The sequence below is a fragment of the Parafrigoribacterium humi genome, from assembly GCF_040227205.1.
GTDB classification, from domain to species: Bacteria; Actinomycetota; Actinomycetes; order Actinomycetales; family Microbacteriaceae; genus Parafrigoribacterium_A; species Parafrigoribacterium_A humi.
Genome location: NZ_JBELOA010000001.1, coordinates 654498 through 670999 on the forward strand (window position 1 = coordinate 654498; position 16502 = coordinate 670999).

At 64.7% G+C, this 16502-nt stretch carries 14 protein-coding genes; 5 read left to right on the plus strand and 9 right to left on the minus strand.

All coding sequences use genetic code 11. From position 1 onward, the window contains the following. Position 1 precedes the first annotated feature (1 nt). The 5 genes from ABUA28_RS03155 to guaB all read right to left on the minus strand — a co-directional run bounded on the left by ABUA28_RS03155 (position 2) and on the right by guaB (position 6319). On the minus strand, positions 2 to 550 hold the full coding sequence (locus tag ABUA28_RS03155; RefSeq protein WP_349902483.1) for a cation:proton antiporter regulatory subunit: 549 nt from the start codon (positions 548 to 550) through the stop codon (positions 2 to 4). An 11-nt stretch (positions 551 to 561) separates the two neighbouring features. Then, the gene (locus tag ABUA28_RS03160) at positions 562 to 2292 is read right to left on the minus strand and encodes a glycerol-3-phosphate dehydrogenase/oxidase (RefSeq protein WP_349902484.1); all 1731 of its coding nucleotides are present in this window, start codon (positions 2290 to 2292) and stop codon (positions 562 to 564) included. A 27-nt stretch (positions 2293 to 2319) separates the two neighbouring features. Then, positions 2320 to 3438 (minus strand): GuaB3 family IMP dehydrogenase-related protein, encoded by a 1119-nt coding sequence (locus ABUA28_RS03165; RefSeq protein WP_349902485.1) that lies wholly within the window; start codon positions 3436 to 3438, stop codon positions 2320 to 2322. 202 nt (positions 3439 to 3640) lie between these two features. Then, positions 3641 to 4588: a type IV toxin-antitoxin system AbiEi family antitoxin domain-containing protein gene (locus ABUA28_RS03170; protein ID WP_349902486.1), complete on the minus strand. Its 948-nt coding sequence runs from the start codon at positions 4586 to 4588 to the stop codon at positions 3641 to 3643. A gap of 228 nt (positions 4589 to 4816) precedes the next feature. Continuing rightward, on the minus strand, positions 4817 to 6319 hold the full coding sequence (gene guaB / locus ABUA28_RS03175) for an IMP dehydrogenase (RefSeq protein ID WP_349902487.1): 1503 nt from the start codon (positions 6317 to 6319) through the stop codon (positions 4817 to 4819). A 286-nt stretch (positions 6320 to 6605) separates the two neighbouring features. On the opposite strand from guaB, the gene ABUA28_RS03180 reads away from it, so the two are divergent. Genes ABUA28_RS03180 through ABUA28_RS03195 form a run of 4 tightly spaced genes read left to right on the plus strand, consistent with a single transcriptional unit; the run spans position 6606 to position 10457 of the window. Beyond that, on the plus strand, positions 6606 to 7844 hold the full coding sequence (locus tag ABUA28_RS03180) for an ABC transporter permease subunit (RefSeq protein ID WP_349902694.1): 1239 nt from the start codon (positions 6606 to 6608) through the stop codon (positions 7842 to 7844). 9 nt (positions 7845 to 7853) lie between these two features. After that, positions 7854 to 8837, plus strand: a complete 984-nt coding sequence (locus ABUA28_RS03185; protein ID WP_349902488.1) for a branched-chain amino acid ABC transporter permease — start codon at positions 7854 to 7856, stop codon at positions 8835 to 8837. Beyond that, the gene (locus ABUA28_RS03190; RefSeq protein ID WP_349902489.1) at positions 8827 to 9714 is read left to right on the plus strand and encodes an ABC transporter ATP-binding protein; all 888 of its coding nucleotides are present in this window, start codon (positions 8827 to 8829) and stop codon (positions 9712 to 9714) included. Before ABUA28_RS03185 ends, ABUA28_RS03190 begins: the two co-directional genes overlap by 11 nt. Next, complete coding sequence (locus ABUA28_RS03195) at positions 9711 to 10457, plus strand: ABC transporter ATP-binding protein (protein WP_349902490.1); 747 nt, start codon at positions 9711 to 9713, stop codon at positions 10455 to 10457. The genes ABUA28_RS03190 and ABUA28_RS03195 overlap by 4 nt, the downstream gene beginning before the upstream one ends. Before the next feature lie 181 nt (positions 10458 to 10638). Here ABUA28_RS03195 and ABUA28_RS03200 read toward each other — a convergent pair whose 3' ends face one another. From ABUA28_RS03200 to groES, 4 genes are all read right to left on the minus strand, one after another. Next, the gene (locus tag ABUA28_RS03200; protein WP_349902491.1) at positions 10639 to 11919 is read right to left on the minus strand and encodes an ABC transporter substrate-binding protein; all 1281 of its coding nucleotides are present in this window, start codon (positions 11917 to 11919) and stop codon (positions 10639 to 10641) included. Positions 11920 to 12097: 178 nt separating this feature from the next. Then, positions 12098 to 13378 carry an ABC transporter substrate-binding protein gene (locus tag ABUA28_RS03205; RefSeq protein ID WP_349902492.1) on the minus strand — a complete coding sequence of 427 codons (1281 nt, stop codon included), beginning with the start codon at positions 13376 to 13378 and terminating at the stop codon, positions 12098 to 12100. Between the two features lie 21 nt (positions 13379 to 13399). Continuing rightward, the gene (gene rarD / locus ABUA28_RS03210; RefSeq protein ID WP_349902493.1) at positions 13400 to 14326 is read right to left on the minus strand and encodes an EamA family transporter RarD; all 927 of its coding nucleotides are present in this window, start codon (positions 14324 to 14326) and stop codon (positions 13400 to 13402) included. A 97-nt stretch (positions 14327 to 14423) separates the two neighbouring features. Next, a complete protein-coding gene (groES, locus tag ABUA28_RS03215; RefSeq protein WP_325516914.1) occupies positions 14424 to 14720 on the minus strand; it encodes a co-chaperone GroES in 297 nt (98 codons plus the stop codon). A gap of 369 nt (positions 14721 to 15089) precedes the next feature. On the opposite strand from groES, the gene ABUA28_RS03220 reads away from it, so the two are divergent. After that, positions 15090 to 16427: a class I SAM-dependent methyltransferase gene (locus ABUA28_RS03220; RefSeq protein WP_349902494.1), complete on the plus strand. Its 1338-nt coding sequence runs from the start codon at positions 15090 to 15092 to the stop codon at positions 16425 to 16427. Positions 16428 to 16502 lie beyond the last annotated feature (75 nt).

The following is a 16502-nucleotide window of genomic DNA, read 5'->3' on the forward strand; positions in this document are numbered from 1 at the left end:
ATCAGCGCCCTGGTGGGGTGTCGGATGCCGAAGGCGCCTGTACCTTCGAGCCGAGAGTCATGTCGCCCGTGCGGTAGAAGTTGAACGCCTTCGTGACCTTCTCAGGAGAGCCGGCCACGACGAGCGTGTCGCCGGGAAAAACGGTGAAGTCATCGGATGGCGCCGGGTTCGCGGACTCGCCACGCACGACCGCGACGACCGTGAGTCCAACCACCCCTCTGGAGGCGAGATCGCCGAGCTTCTGCCCCGCGATGTGGTCGTCGTAGTCCACGGTGAACCAGTCGATGCTGAGCCCCGGAAGCTGTTCGAGGCGCTCGATGGACTCGGTGATGCGCGTGCCGCCGAGCAGTTCAGCGAGGGTGTGCGCTTCGTCTTCCGTGAGGCGCAGCGACACCTTGTTGGTGTCCGATCCGTCTTCCTCGTCTGCAAAGGTGATGAGATCGCTGTGGCCGGAGCGGTGCGTGATGACACCGGCCTTGCCACCGTCTGCGGTGACGAAGGTGTGCAGCACACCGACGCCCGGGAGCTTGACCCGTCGTACATCGACCATGGAAGGCTCCTTTACCTGGTGACCACGATATCGGGGGCTTCGAGACGCACGCGGTCGGCCGACTCGTCATCCGGCTGATCCTGGCTGGCGCGCTCCGCGGCAACCCGCTTGAGATAGTTGTTCACTTCGTTCGCCTGCTTCTCGCTGCTCCAGCCGAGGGCCTCGCCCATGAGCCGCGCGGCGACGGGGGCTGCGGAGACCCCGCGGTCCCACGCCTCAATGGAGATGCGGGTGCGACGGGCGAGCACATCCTCGAGGTGCAGAGCGCTCTCGTGCGTCGCCGCGTAGACGACCTCCGCCTCAAGATAGTCGTCCGCGCCGGGGAGCGGATTGCCGAGTTCCGGGCGTTCCCGGATGAGGTCGAGCAGTTCGTCGGTCAGCACACCGTAACGGTTGAGCAGGTGTTCGATGCGCACCTTGTGCACGCCGAACGCGCGGGCGATCTTCGCGCGCTTGTTCCACGCCGCCTGATAGCCCTCCGCACCGAGCAGGCCGATGTTCTCGGTCACGCTCTCGGGAACCTTGCCGTCGAGCGAGGAGACGGCCGCGTCGATCGCGTCCTTCGCCATGATGCGATACGTGGTCAGCTTGCCGCCCGCGATGACCACGAGACCGGGCACGGAGTGACCGACGAGGTGCTCGCGGGAGAGCTTCGAGGTCTCCTCCGACTCACCGGCGAGCAGGGGACGAAGGCCCGCGTAGACGCCCTCGACGTCATCGCGCGTCAGCTTCACAGACAGGAGCCGGTTGACGTGCTCGAGCAGGTAGTCGATATCGGCGGCCGTGGCGGCGGGGTGCGCCTTGCCGAGATTCCAGTCGGTGTCTGTCGTGCCGATGAGCCAGTGCCTGCCCCACGGGATCACGAACAGCACACTCTTCTCTGTGCGCAGCAGCAGTCCCATCGTGGACTGGAAGCGGTCGCGCGGAACGACCAGGTGGATGCCCTTGGAGGCCCGCACCTTGAACTGGCCGCGCTCGCCCACCATGGCCTGGGTGTCATCCGTCCACACTCCGGTCGCGTTGACGACCTGCTTGGCGTGGATCTCGAAGCGCTCGTCGGTCTCGAGGTCGTGCGCCTCCACGCCCACGACGCGCTCACCGACCTTGAGGAAGCCCTCGACCCGCACCCTGCTAGCGACGTGTGCGCCGTAGAAGGATGCCGTGCGCGCAAGACTCGCGACGTAGCGGGCATCGTCCACCTGGGCGTCGTAGTAGGTGATGCCGCCGATGAGGGCGTCGCTCGTGAGACTCGGGATGGCGCGCCGCACCTGGCTCTTGGAGAGGTGGCGGTGATGCGGAACCCCGGGTGGGCGCCCGCCGGTGTAACTGAAGATGTCGTAGAGAAGCATGCCCGCACCGACATATGCACGCTCGACCACGGGAGTCATGAGCGGGTAGAGGAAGCGCACGGGCTTGACCAGGTGCGGTGCGATCCGCTGCAACAGCAGTCCGCGCTCTGTCAGGGCCTCGCGCACGAGGCGAAAGTCGAGCTGCTCGAGGTAGCGGATGCCGCCGTGCACGAGCTTGGACGACCGGCTCGACGTGCCGCTGGCCCAGTCCCTCGCCTCGACCATACCCACCCGCAGGCCGCGGGTGACCGCGTCGAGCGCGCATCCGGTGCCGACGATCCCGCCGCCGATCACGAGGATATCGAGCTCCTTGGTCTTGAGTGCCTCGATGGAGGAGGCGCGCTCCTCCGGGCCGAGCTTCGCCGACCGGGTCACTGTCTTGAGTTTCGCCATCGTCAGTCCCTCGTAGTCACTGGTGCGTCACCGATGATATGGAGCTACAACCACTTCGACCCGCTGGAATTCCTTGAGGTCGGAGTATCCCGTCGTCGCCATCGACCGGCGCAGGGCGCCGACCAGGTTGACGGTCCCGTTCGCCACCGTCGACGGTCCGTTGAGGATCTGCTCCAGTGGTGCGACGGAGCCGACCTCGACGCGGTGCCCCCTGGGGAGTTCGGAGTGGTGTGCTTCTCCGCCCCAGTGCCAGCCGCGCCCCGGGGCGTCGGTGGCGCGGGCGAGGGTGCTGCCGAGCATCACCGCATCCGCGCCGACGGAGAACGCCTTGGCGATATCGCCGCTGGTTCCGAGGCCTCCGTCCGCGATGACGTGGACGTAGCGGCCGCCGGACTCGTCCATGTAGTCCCGGCGAGCGCCCGCGACATCCGCCACCGCTGTTGCCATGGGAGCGTGGATGCCCAGGGCCGCGCGAGTCGTGGATGCCGCGCCGCCGCCGAAGCCCACGAGCACGCCCGCAGCGCCCGTGCGCATGAGGTGCAGCGCCGGCGTGTAGCCCGCCGCCCCGCCTACGATGACGGGGACGTCGAGCTCGTAGATGAACTCCTTGAGGTTCAGCGGCTCCTGATTCCTGGAGACGTGCTCCGCGCTCACCGTTGTGCCGCGGATGACGAAGAGGTCGACGCCGGCCGCGACGACGGTCTTGTACAGCTCCTGGGTGCGCTGCGGCGAGAGTGCCGCAGCGACGGTGACGCCGGCCGCGCGGATCTCGGCGAGCCTCGCGCCGATCAGTTCCGGCTTGATCGGTTCGGCGTAGATCGCCTGCATGCGCGCGGTCGCCTTGTCGGCGGGCAGCGAGCTGATCTCCTCGAGCAGCGACCCCGGGTTCTCGTAGCGGGTCCAGATTCCCTCGAGGTTGAGCACTCCGAGGCCGCCGAGCTGGCCCATGCGGATGGCCGTGGCCGGCGAGACGACGGAGTCCATCGGGGCCGCGAGGAAGGGAATGTCGAACTGGTAGGCGTCGATCGTCCAGCTGGTCGAGACATCCTGCGGATCCCTGGTCCGACGGCTGGGGACGATCGCGATGTCGTCGAACGAATACACGCGGCGAGCGCGCTTGGCACGGCCGATCTCTACCTCAGTCACGCACCAAGCCTACCCGCCGACCCGCGCCCGACATCCGGTGCGCGCGACGCCCGGTGCGCGCGGCATCCTCCGCCCCGCATGGTCCTGCGGCGTGAGTCATGCCCTCGCGGCGGGAGTCACGTTCCACTCTGGCCGGAGAAACCTTCTCACGGCGGGAGTCATTACACCCGCCGCGACCCCATTACTCCCGCCGCGAAGATCACTACGACGAACTACCTGAACGAGGAACTCCCGCCCCGAGTAGCAGACGCTCGAGATGCTGCGGATGCTTCACATCGCTCGTGAGGATCCGCACGACCCCATTCACTTGCCGCCGCAGCCGGTCTTCGCGTTTTTTCTCCCGCCACACGACTTCACCTGGGTCGCCATCCGTGAACTCCTGCCGGGTGTACTTCTGCTTCCCGTCAAATTCGCCCGCGACCCTCACCCGACGCCACCAAAAATCCGTGTAGATCGACCCCTCGGCATCACGAAACTCCGTCTGGAGCTCTGGCGCCTCAAATCCGAGCTGATGGATGACCGCCCGCGCCGTCGACTCACCGAACGAACCCGACAGAGGAGTTCCGAATCCCACGGTCAGCTCCAGGTGCGGTCCGCCCGTGCGAGGCCGAAGCCGGTCGAGTTCTTCACTCAGATCGCTCACCGTGATCGCGTTCACATTCCGCTCGGACAATGCCCAATCAACCGATCCGACTGCCTCGGCAAAATGACTCTTTCGTGCAACGTCAAGCACGGTGCGCGCCAGGTCAGTCACCACAATGCCCTGCAGTTCGACGGTGCGAGCGCTCATGAAACCGGCAGCCGTGCGGCGAACCCCGGGCTCAGATCGTCCACCGCCGCGCCACTCGTCGAGAACCGTTACCTCCGATGGCCAGGGTCCGTCGATGGGCATGCCCCACAGCGCCGCCGCCGACACACCCGCAAACACCAGAGGCCGTCGTGCGGAAGCGAGTACCGCACGGATGCGCAGAATGTGCTGCTCACGGCCACTTTTCGCATCCCACTGTTCCCGGGCCAGGTACACCCCACGACGCAGTCTCACCAACTCGCCGCTCTCGCACGCGCGCACCACCATCCGCGGGTCACTGATGAGCGGTCGTACTTGCCTAACAACGATGAGCCCGTCGTGGGCGAGGGAATCAAATGCCATGAGCTAAGAATTGCGCGGCACCAGGCGAGACATCAGCCCACATCTGCGAACTGTGAAATTGTTTGGGCGCGACCGCAGTGTGGCGGAGGGGAAAGCCTGCTGGCGGAGGGAGAAACAACTCCCGCCGCGAGACACTTTCTCCCGCCAGACGAGGGGGTAACTCCCGCCGCGAGCACCTGACTCCCGCCGCGAGGCCGAGCGGGAGACCGAACGAGCGGGCGCAGCGCCCTAGCGGTTGTAGTTGGGGGCCTCGACGACCATCTGGATGTCGTGGGGGTGCGATTCCTTGAGGCCGGCTGCCGTGATGCGCACGAACTTGCCCTTGTTGCGCAGCTCCTCGATCGTGCGAGCTCCTACGTAGAACATGGACTGCCGCAGTCCGCCGAGCAGCTGGTAGGTGACGGATCCGACGGGGCCGCGGTAAGCGACCTTGCCCTCGATGCCTTCCGCGATCAGCTGCTCGTCGCTCGGCACATCCGCCTGGAAGTAGCGATCGCGGGAGTACGAGGTCTTCTTGCCGCGGGTCTGCATCGCGCCGAGCGAGCCCATGCCGCGATACGACTTGAACTGCTTGCCGTTGACGAAGATCATGTCGCCGGGGCTCTCGTCCGTTCCAGCGAGCAGCGATCCGAGCATCACCGTCTCGGCACCGGCGACGAGCGCCTTCGCGATGTCTCCTGAATACTGCAGCCCACCATCCGCGATGACCGGGATGTCGGCCTCACGAGCAGCGAGCGACGCCTCGTACACGGCGGTCACCTGCGGCACCCCGACGCCGGCCACGACGCGGGTGGTGCAGATCGAGCCCGGGCCAACGCCGACCTTGATCGCGTCAGCGCCAGCCTCGACGAGCGCCTGCGCCCCGGCCCGTGTGGCGACGTTGCCGCCGATCACGTCGATGTTCTTGAACGCCGGATCGGACTTGAGCCTGCGGATCATGTCGATCTCGCCCTTGGAATCCCCATTGGCCGTGTCGACGACGATCACGTCGACACCGGCATCCGCGAGCACGCCCGCGCGCTCCCAGGCATCGCCGAAGTAGCCGATGGCACCGCCCACGCGCAGCCGACCCTCGTCATCCTTGGTCGCGTATGGATACTGCTCCGTCTTGTCGAAGTCCTTGACCGTGATGAGTCCGGTGAGGCGCCCGTCGGCGTCGATGAGCGGCAGCTTCTCGATCTTGTGCTGCGCAAAAATAGCAATCGCCCCGTCCGGATCGATTCCGGTCGGAGCGGTGATGAGGGGCATCTTCGTCATGACGTCGCGAACGAGAGTGGTGTCCTTCTCGAACTGCGAGACGAAGCGCATGTCGCGGTTGGTGATGATTCCGACGAGCCTGCCGTCGCCCTCGACCACCGGCAGGCCGGAGATCCGGAAGTGCCCGCAGATCTCGTCTACCTGGGCGACCGTGGCATCCGGCGTCGTGGTCACGGGATTGGTCACCATGCCGGACTCCGAGCGCTTCACCTTGTCGACGAAGTTGCCCTGGTCTTCGATCGAGAGGTTGCGATGCAGGATGCCGAGGCCGCCGTGGCGTGCCATGGAGATCGCCATCCGCGCCTCCGTGACAGTGTCCATGGCCGCGGAGATCAACGGCGTGTTCACGCGAACGCGACGGGTCAGCCTCGATGAGGTATCCACCTCGCTCGGGATGACGTCGGTGTGTCCAGGCAGCAGCATGACATCGTCGTAGGTGAGGCCGATGAAGCCGAAAGGGTCGCCGCTGTCCATTGAGTCTCCTGTTTTCTCGAGATTAAGAGACCGGATGCCACGCTGATTCCGGTATCTCATGTTAACGGTTCATAACGCTCTCGCGCATATCAGGACGCCCATGTGGGCGCTACGGCGCAAGATACGTCATAATCGGCAAGTATCGTCAACGGTGACGGAAGTCAGACCCCCAAGGCACAAACCGTGTCTTTAGCTGGCCCGTCTTGGAGGTCTCGTGGTAGCAGCTGGTCAAGTTCGTTCGCGTTCGCGGCGACTCATCATCCTTCTTCTGGGCACGCTGCTCGCCATGCTCGCCCTCACCACACTGATGGCTCCGGCTGCTCACGCAGATGATGTCAACACCACCAAATACGACTACATCTTCAGCGGCAACGTGAAATACAACAACAAGCCGCTCGCCGGCGTCGACATCACCGTCTCCGGAAACGGCTACAAGGCCGAGGTGAAAACGGATGACAAGGGCCAATGGTCCGTGGGTGTGCCGAAGAAGAAGACTTACACGATCACACTCGATGAGAGCACCCTGCCGAAGGGGGTCATCGTCACCAAGGGCGCGAACCAAATCCAGGCCAAATTCGGGTACACCGATGAGAAGTCGGTGAACTTCTTCCTCGGCAAGGGTGAACGCCAGGTCGTGAGCTTCGCCGACCAGTTCATCGGACGCGCCATCAGCGGTCTGAACTTCGGACTCATGCTCGCGCTGGCATCCATCGGGCTCTCGCTGATCTATGGAACTACCGGGCTGGCCAACTTCGCGCACGCGGAGTTCGTGACCTTCGGCGCGGTGATGACCTTCGCCTTCGGGGTGGTCCTCGCCTTCCCATTGTGGCTGGCCGCCCCGATCGCGCTCGTGCTGAGCGGCGCGCTTGGCTGGATTCTGGATATCAGCCTGTGGAAGCCGCTGCGAAAACGCGGTCTCAGCATCGTGCAGCTGATGATCGTGAGCATCGGGCTCTCGCTCGGGTTGCGCTACGTGTTCCAATACTTCATCGGTGGCGGCACTCTTCAACTGCCCGATGACGGTTCGGCGAAGATCACGCTGTGGGGGCCCATCGCGCTCTCCCGCACCGACATGATCAGCATGGCTATCAGCATCATCGTGCTGCTCGCTGTAGCGTACTGGATCCTCCGCACCCGTACCGGCAAGGCGACCAGGGCCATCTCCGACAATCCCTCGCTCGCCGAGGCCTCGGGCATCGACGTCGACCGCGTCATCCGTCTGCTCTGGATCGTGGGCGCCGCCCTCGCTGGCCTCTCCGGCATTCTCTGGGCCTATTTCCGCCCGGGCATCAAATGGGACATGGGCTGGCAGCTCCTGCTGCTCATTTTCGCCGCCGTCGTGCTCGGAGGGCTTGGAACGGCGTTCGGTGCGCTGGTCGGATCGATCGTGGTCGGACTTCTCGTCGAGCTCTCCACACTGTGGCTGCCCTCCGACCTGAAATACGTCGCACCACTGACCATCCTGATCGTGGTGCTGCTGTTCAGGCCACAGGGCATCCTCGGACGTAAAGAGAGAATAGGTTAGGTAACTCCTATGAACTGGGGATTCATCTTCTCAAACACGGCCTCGTGGCTGATCGCTCCCGAAACCATTGCGTACGCCATCGCCACGGTGGGCCTCGCGGTGCACTTCGGCTACGGCGGACTTCTCAACTTCGGCCAGGCCGGCTTCATGGCGCTCGGCGCATACGGCTACGCCATCTCGATTCTCACCTTCCACCTTCCGTGGTGGGTCGGGATTCTTGTTGGCATGGGCGCAGCGGTGATCTTCGCCTTTATTCTCGGTCTGCCAACTCTGCGGTTGCGGGCGGACTATCTGGCGATCGTGACCATCGCCGCGGCCGAGGTCGTGCGGCTGCTGTTCAACAGCACCATTTGGGAGAGCGTCACCGGCTCCGCGAACGGCCTGGGCGGCTACCACGAGGGATTCGATGCGGCCAACCCGCTACCACCGGGAAACTACGGCTTCGGCCCGTTCCAGTTCAATGCCAACGACTGGTGGATGCGCATCTTCGGTATCGCCGTTCTGGTCGTCGCGCTCGTCGTCGTCTGGTTGCTCATGCGCAGCCCCTGGGGTCGCGTCGTCAAGGGCGTGCGCGAGGACGAGGATGCGGTACGCGCGCTCGGCAAGAACGTCTTCTCGGTCAAGATGCAGGTTCTGGTTCTCGGCGGTGTGCTTGGTTCGCTGGGTGGGGTCGTTCTCGCGCTTCCCTCCGCAGTGGTCCCCGGCGTCTACCTTCCGTCGCTGACCTTCTTCCTGTGGACGATCCTGCTGCTCGGTGGCGCTGCCACGATCCTCGGACCCGTGCTCGGTTCGCTCGCGTTCTGGCTCATCATGGCGTTCCTGTCCGTGGTGCTGCCCGCGATGTCCTCCGCGGGACTGCTGCCGTTCATGACGACGGTACAGGCGGGTATCGTGCGCTTCATCATCGTGGGCGTAGCCCTCATGCTCATCGTGATCTTCCGGCCGCAGGGCTTTCTCGGCAACAAGAAGGAGCTGACCTTCAATGCCCGCTAACACAGCGAACGTCAAGACGACCGGCCTGCACGCCGGCGAGATGCAGCCGGGCTGCGCGAAGGTCGATCCGATCATCGTCGCCGACAACGTCACCCGTACCTATGGCGGACTCAAGGCGGTGGATGTCGACCATCTCGAGATTCCGCGCGGTGCGATCACGGCGTTGATCGGCCCCAACGGCGCCGGCAAGACAACGTTCTTCAACCTCATCACCGGCTTTGACAAGCCGGACACCGGAAAGTGGTCGTTCAACGGCACGCAACTCGCCGGAATGTCCGCGTTCAAGGTGGCGAGGCTCGGCCAGGTGCGCACCTTCCAACTGACCAAGGCTCTCGCGATGCTGTCTGTGCTCGAAAACATGAAACTCGGCGCACAGAACCAGCGCGGCGAGAACTTCTTTGTCAGTCTCGTGCCCGCGCTCTGGCGCAAGCAGGACGACGAGATCGAGGAAAAGGCGCTCAGCCTTCTCGCTAAGTTCAAGCTCGACGCCAAGAAGGACGATTACGCGGCCAGCCTCTCCGGCGGCCAGCGCAAGCTGCTCGAAATGGCTCGTGCACTCATGAGCGACCCCACGCTGATCATGCTCGACGAGCCGATGGCCGGCGTGAACCCCGCGCTCACCCAGTCGCTTCTCGATCACATCCTCGACCTCAAAAGAGAGGGGATGACCGTGCTGTTCGTTGAGCACGACATGCAGATGGTGCGTCACATTGCCGACTGGGTGATTGTGATGGCCCAGGGCAGGGTCGTTGCGGAGGGCCCGCCGGACGTCGTCATGAAAGACACCGCCGTCATCGATGCCTACCTGGGTAGCCACCTGGATACTGACCTCGGGGTCGTCACCGGCCGGGTCACTGAAGAGGAGACACACTCGTGAGTACCGACAGCGAAGCACCCCTGGTGCTCGATCTCAAGCACCTCACCGCGGGCTATCTTCCCGGGGTGAACATCCTGAACGACTGTTCCCTCACCGCACGCGAGGGTGAGCTGATCGGCATCATCGGCCCGAACGGAGCGGGCAAGTCGACGCTGCTGAAGGCGATATTCGGTCAGGTCTCTGTCCGCGGCGGGGAGATCCTGCTCAACGGCGAGGACATCACCGGGCTCAAGGCGAGCAAGCTCGTCGCCCGCGGTGTTGGCTACGTTCCGCAGAACAACAACATTTTTCCCTCGCTGAGCATCCAGGAGAACCTCGAAATGGGCCTCTTCCAGAACCCCAGGATCTTTGTGGAACGACTCGACTTCGTCCTGGACATCTTCGGGGAGCTGAAAAAGCGGTTGAAGCAACGGGCGGGCTCGCTGTCCGGTGGCGAACGCCAGATGGTCGCGATGTCACGCGCGCTCATGATGGAGCCGCACGTGCTGTTGCTTGACGAGCCGTCTGCCGGACTCTCACCGGTGCGGCAGGACGAGGCGTTCATACGGGTGTCTGACATCAACAAGGCCGGGGTCACGATCGTCATGGTCGAGCAGAACGCCAGGCGTTGCCTGCAGATCTGCGACCGTGGCTACGTGCTCGACCAAGGCAAGGACGCCTATACGGGCACAGGACGCGAGTTGCTCAATGATCCGAAGGTAATCAACCTCTACCTCGGAACGCTCGGCGAAGACGCCGCGTAGGCCCACACAGCGCAGCTCCGCGGGTCGAGTAGGCACGCCAGCGCCGTATCGAGACCACTCCGACGACACACCCCGTGAGTGGCGGTGCGCCTAAACTGCGCTACTCGGCCAGCGGCAAAGATCGCTGTAAACAACGAAGAAGGCCCCGACCGTAGCGGTCAGGGCCTTCTTGGTCAGCTCACTACTTGTTGATGCGCTTGAACTCGTTCGTGGCGTCGTACTGGAAGATACCAATCGTCGCCTGGGTCGGGTCTCCGGCCTTGTCGAACTTGATTCCGCCGGACGGTCCGTCGTAGTCGACGACCCCTCCAGCGTTGATGATCTTCGCTGCGGCGGCGAAGGTGGTTGCCTTCTTGCCGTTGCCCGAACCGCCAGAGACTTCCTGGAGCTTGGCAGCGATGTCCTTGCCCACTGTGGACTTGGCTGCGAGTGCCGCCAGCGCGCTGAGCACGACGGCGTCGTAGCTCTCCGCGGCGTAGGTGAACTCGGTCAGCTTCGCACCATTGTTGGCCGACGCCCAGTTGTCGATGAGCCTCTGCTGGAAGTTGTCATTCAGCAGCGGGCCCGGGATCGTTCCCTTGGCACCGGTGAGGGTGCCGGGAGCGAGCTGGTCACCGTAGTGGCTCGTGTTGCCGTCAACCAGGTAGACGTGGCTCATGTCGAAGCCAGCATCCTTCAGCGCGGGGAGGATCGTCTTCGACTGGTCGAAGGAGATGATCTGAAGCGCGTCGGGCTTCTGTGCCATGATGGCCGCGATCTGCGCGGTGAAGGTCGTGTCGCCGTCGTTGAAGAACTGGGTTGAGACGACCTTGCCGCCAGCCTCTTCGAACGTCTTCTGCGTAACCTTCTGCAGACCGGTTCCGTATGCATCGTTGATGGCGATGATGCCAAGCGTGCTCGCGCCATCCTTCGCGATCAGGTTACCGAGAACCTCACCCTGCAGGTTGTCAGACGGTGCGGTACGGAAGTACAGGCCGTCATCCGGGTAGGTGGTGAAGTCCGGCGAGGTGTTCGAAGGGGAGAACAGGATCGTTCCCGCACCGATCACCTGGTCGATGACCAGCTTCGAAACACCGGATGCCGCAGCACCAATGATGACGGACACCTTCTGGTTCAGAAGCTTCGGAACCGTGGTGGCGTACGCCTTGTTGTCCGGGTCACCGGAGTCGCCAAGCGTCAGATCGACCTTGATACCGAGATTGGCGTCGTTGATGTCCTTCACAGCGAGCAGAACGCCCGCTTCCTGAGGCGGCCCGAGGAACGCAAGAGAACCGGTCTCTGGCGTCAGGGTGCCCATCTTGAGCGTGAGGTTTTGCACCGGACCGGCAGACTTCTCGGGTGTGCTGGATGGCGACGAGCATCCACTCAGCACCATTGCGCCGATTCCCACCATGGCAATGCCACCGAGGATCGACTTCATGTGCCGAGAGCGGGAGGCTTTAGCCTTCGCGAATACGCTCATGTTGCTCCTTCATAATTCGACTTTCCTGAAAGTTGGCAGACTATTGCCACCTCCCGTAAAAGTATTGCCCCGAGCGCATAAGTACAAACAAAAGCGCGTGACGGCGTGACAACTGTGCTCAATCGTTATGATTCACGCCGGTTATCTGCGTATTCGACCGTTTGAGGTAGATTTCTCGTTATTTGACGGTTGTTGCTCCGGCGAGTTGAAACCGGCTTTCTCCGTCGTACTTGTAGATGCCGTAGTGGGCGCTCCGCGGGTCGCCGTTGGCGTCGAGGTCGATCAGGCCCGTGACCCCGTCATAGTCGATGTCTTTCTGGGTCTTGAGCACGTCGAGGCATTCCCCGTAGCTGAGGCACTTGATGCCCTTCTCCGACACGCTCTGCAGCGTGCGCGCGACGGCCTGGCCGCTGTCGTTCTTCGCGGATGACGCGGCGAGTGCGGCGAGAATCGTGGCGTCGTAGGCCTCGGCCGCGTAGCGGTACTCGGTGACGGCCGGATCCGCGGCCTTGATGCGCGCCTTGAACGCGTCGGTCGCGATGGCACCATCGAGGATGCCGTTGACGTTCGTGAGCGACCCGACAGGCATTGCCTGCGAGTAGTCGGCCATCGCGCCGCCGGTGAGCCACAGCTTGGCGGCGCCGAGACCCGCGGCATTCAGCCCGGTGATCAGGGCCTTGTTCTGCTCCACCGCGGTGAACGGGCTGGCGACGACCACGACATCCGGTTTCGCCTTGGTCATGGCGGCGAGCACCGTGGCGATCGTGGTCTTCGCGTCGAACGTCTCGGAGGCGACAACCGTGCCACCCGCTTTCGTGAGACCCTTCGCGAAGGTCGAGTGGATGGCGTTGCCCTGGTCGTCGTCGAAATAGACGAGCGCGGCCCTCACGCCCTTGGTCTTGCCGAGGTACCCGGCGAGTGCCGTGCCCTCGAGCGCATCCGACGGCACCGTGCGGAACAGGTATCCGGAGTCCTCGACGGTGCTGAGCGCGGATGCTGTCGCCGCGGTCGCGATCATGGCGATCTTCGATTCGACGAGCTTCGGCACCAGCCGGAGCGCGAGAACGGATGACGACGGCCCGATGATCACGTCGGTCTTCTTCGCGACCAGGTCGGCAAAGGAGGTCTCGGCGGTCGTGGACGAGGAGTCACCCGAGTCGCGGTGCAGCACCGTGACGGGCTTGCCGAGCACACCGCCGGCCTGGTTGATCTCCTTGACGGCAACCTCGACACCAGCGACCTGCGCCGGTCCGAGATAGGACGCGGCACCCGTAGTGGGGAAGAGCGTTCCGATTCGCAGCACTCCATCACCGCTCGGCGCGACGACCGTCGGCGTCGGGGTGCGCTTGACCGGCGTCGGCTCTGCCGCGCAGGACGCGAGGGCCATGACCAGCGCCAGGGATGCGGCGACCGCCACAAGCAGGCGACTCGCGACGTGTGCTCCGCTGCCGTTCTTCATCCCCGGAAGACTACCGAAGCATCAGCCCGGGACGACTGAGGCGCGGCGGCTGCGGCCGGTGACGATGAGATCGACGCTGAGCACGATCAGGGCGATCCAGACCAGCCCGAAGCCCATCCAGCGCTCCGCGGGCATCGCCTCGTGCAGCACGAAGGCACCGAAGACGAACTGCAGCACCGGCGTGAGGTACTGGATGAGACCCGCATACACGAGAGGCAGCCGCCTGGCCGCCGCGGCAAAGGCGAGCAGAGGGAGCGCGGTGACCACTCCGGCGCTCAGCAGCAACAGCGCGTGTCCCACGCCGTGGTGTCCGAACGAGATCCCGGTGTCGAGCTGGACAAACACCAGCTGGACGACCGCGAGTGGGAACAACCAGGCGGTCTCGATCGTCAGGCCGCTCAGCGCATCCACCCGGGGCCCGACGCGTTTCTTCACGAGGCCGTAGAGGCCGAAGGAAAGAGCGAGGCTCAACGCGAGCCAGGGGAAGGATCCGTAGCCGACCGCGAGCACGAGCACAGCGACCGCGCTGATACCCACGGCGATCCACTGGGCGATGCGCAGCCGCTCACGCAACAGGATGACGCCCAGCAGCACCGTCACGATCGGGTTGATGAAGTAGCCGAGCGCCGTCTCGACCACGTGGCCCGCGAGCACGCCCCAGACGTAGACCTCCCAGTTGATAAACACCAGGACCGCCGCGAGCGCGAGCATGAACAGCTGCCGCGGCTGGCGGGCGATCGCGATGACCGCGCGCCACGCGCGCATGACGGTGACGACGATGAGGCAGAAGGCGAGCGAGAACAGCACACGCCAGTCCACGATCTCGAACGCACTGGCGGGGCGAAGCAGCAGGAAGTAGGCGGGGAACGCGCCCCACATGGCGAACGCGGCGACGGCAAAGAAGACGCCGGAACGCTCTCTGCTGGATGCCGCGGCCGGGCTGGTCATTTCGTGCGGCATCCTGTGAACGTTACTCCTGTGTCGTGCCGCAAGGTGGGCATGCGAAAGGCCCGCCCGAAAACCGGGCGGGCCTTCGTGAAAGGTTCTAGCGAACGACGACCGCGAGCACGTCGCGAGCCGAGAGAACCAGAAGGTCCTCTCCGCCGTACTTGACCTCGGTTCCGCCGTACTTGGAGTAGATGACCTTGTCGCCCACGGCGATGTCGAGCGGAACGCGGTTGCCGTTGTCGTCGATGCGGCCTGGCCCTACTGCAACGACCTCGCCCTCCTGGGGCTTCTCCTTCGCGGTGTCAGGAATGACGAGCCCGGAAGCAGTGGTCTGCTCGGCCTCGACCTGCTTGATGACAATGCGATCCTCGAGCGGCTTGATGGAGACTGCCACGTTGACCTCTTCTTTCTCACAACTTTTTGAAAACTTGGGTTAGCACTCTCACTGCGAGTGTGCCAGAACTACTGTACCGGTCGATTAGCACTCTCGCAATTGGAGTGCCAGAGTCGGGGCGCATCCCGGACGGCACCCGCCGCTTCCGCGCCCTCGATCTCGGCGCGTGCACGTCCCAAATGAAGGAGTCGCGCATCCGCTCGCCCGTGTTTTCGGGCAGGGCCACCGCGTGGGAGCGCTCCACTCCTTCATTTGGGACATGCCCGGCGGGAGGAGACGGAACGCGCGGTCGGAGGGAGGGAGGGGAGCGACGGGTGCGGTGGGCGTCTGCGGGGAGACGGGATGGGGATGGTCAGGGAGAATGGGCGGATGGAGACGCGCGAGCTGGTCGAGTTGCTGTCCGCGGGCGGGCTGCGGCTGCTCGACTCGCTGCCGCCATACACCTCGAAGACGGATGTGCTGCGCACGGTCAGCAAGCTCAGATCAGCCGGGCACTCCCCCGGCCTCGTCGCTAGCGTGCTGAGCCAGTCGAAGCTGCGGGCGCGGGCATCCGCCAAGTTCGGGCCGTTCGCCGAGCGGATGCTGTTCACCGAGGCCGGGCTTGAGCAGGCCACGCGCCTGCGGGTCGCCGCGCTGCACGCGGGCAGGTTCCAGGCCGCTGGTCTCACGCGCGTCGCGGACCTCGGCTGCGGCATCGGGGCGGATGCGCTGGCCCTGGCCGCACTCGACATCGAGGTGACCGCGGTCGAGATCGACGAGGTGACCGCCGCCATCGCCGCGTACAACCTCGCGTCGTGGCCGAACGCGACGGTCATCAACGCGGATGTCGCGCGGTTTCGGCCGGGCGACGGCACCAGTGCGACGGGGGCCGAACCGGTGCCTGCCGAACCCGATGACGCAGAAGCGGCCGATGCCGAGGCCGCAGACAGCGTCCCGAGCGCACACACACGCAAGCCGGACACGGACCACTCGGCAACGATCGACTCCATCGCGAACACCTTCGACGGCATCTACCTCGACCCCGCGCGCCGCGCATCGGGGCACCAGCACAGCTCCAGGCTCACGAATCCTGCCGACTTCTCTCCGACGCTCGACTTCGCCTTCGCCCTCGGCCAGCGCCTCCCCACCGGCATCAAGCTCGGTCCGGGGGTGGAGCGGGAACTCATCCCGTCCGACGCCGAGGCGCAGTGGGTCTCCGTGGATCACGAGGTCGTGGAGCTGGGAGTCTGGTTCGGCGCGGTGGCGAGGCCGGGCATCCGTCGCGCAGCCCTCGTGCTGGGCGAACACGGCAGCGCTGAGCTCACGGCCGAGGCGGACAGCGAGGATGTCGAGGTCGGCCCGCTCGGTGAGTACGTCTACGAGCCGGACGGCGCCGTCATCCGCTCGCGCCTCATCGGCATGCTCGCGCGTGACCTCGGCGCCTCCGTGCTGAGCGACGGCATCGCCTACCTGAGCGCGGACACAGCCGTGGAGACGCCGTTTGCGAGCTGCTTCCGGGTGCTCGAATCGTTCCCGTTCGATGAGAAGCTGTTGCGTCGAGAGCTCGGCGCGCGAAACATCGGCAGGCTCGAGATCAAGAAGCGGGGCGTGGATGTCGACCCGGCCCAGCTGCGCAAGAGGCTCTCACCGAAGGGCGATGGCAGCGCCACGCTCATCGTCACGCGTGTCGCGGGCAGGCACGTCGCGTTGCTGGCGGAACGAGCCTGACAACGACACAACGACACCCGCACGAGTGCGAATGCCGTTGTAGGCCTGAGTCCTGCGCGAGCGTGACCCGCGGGA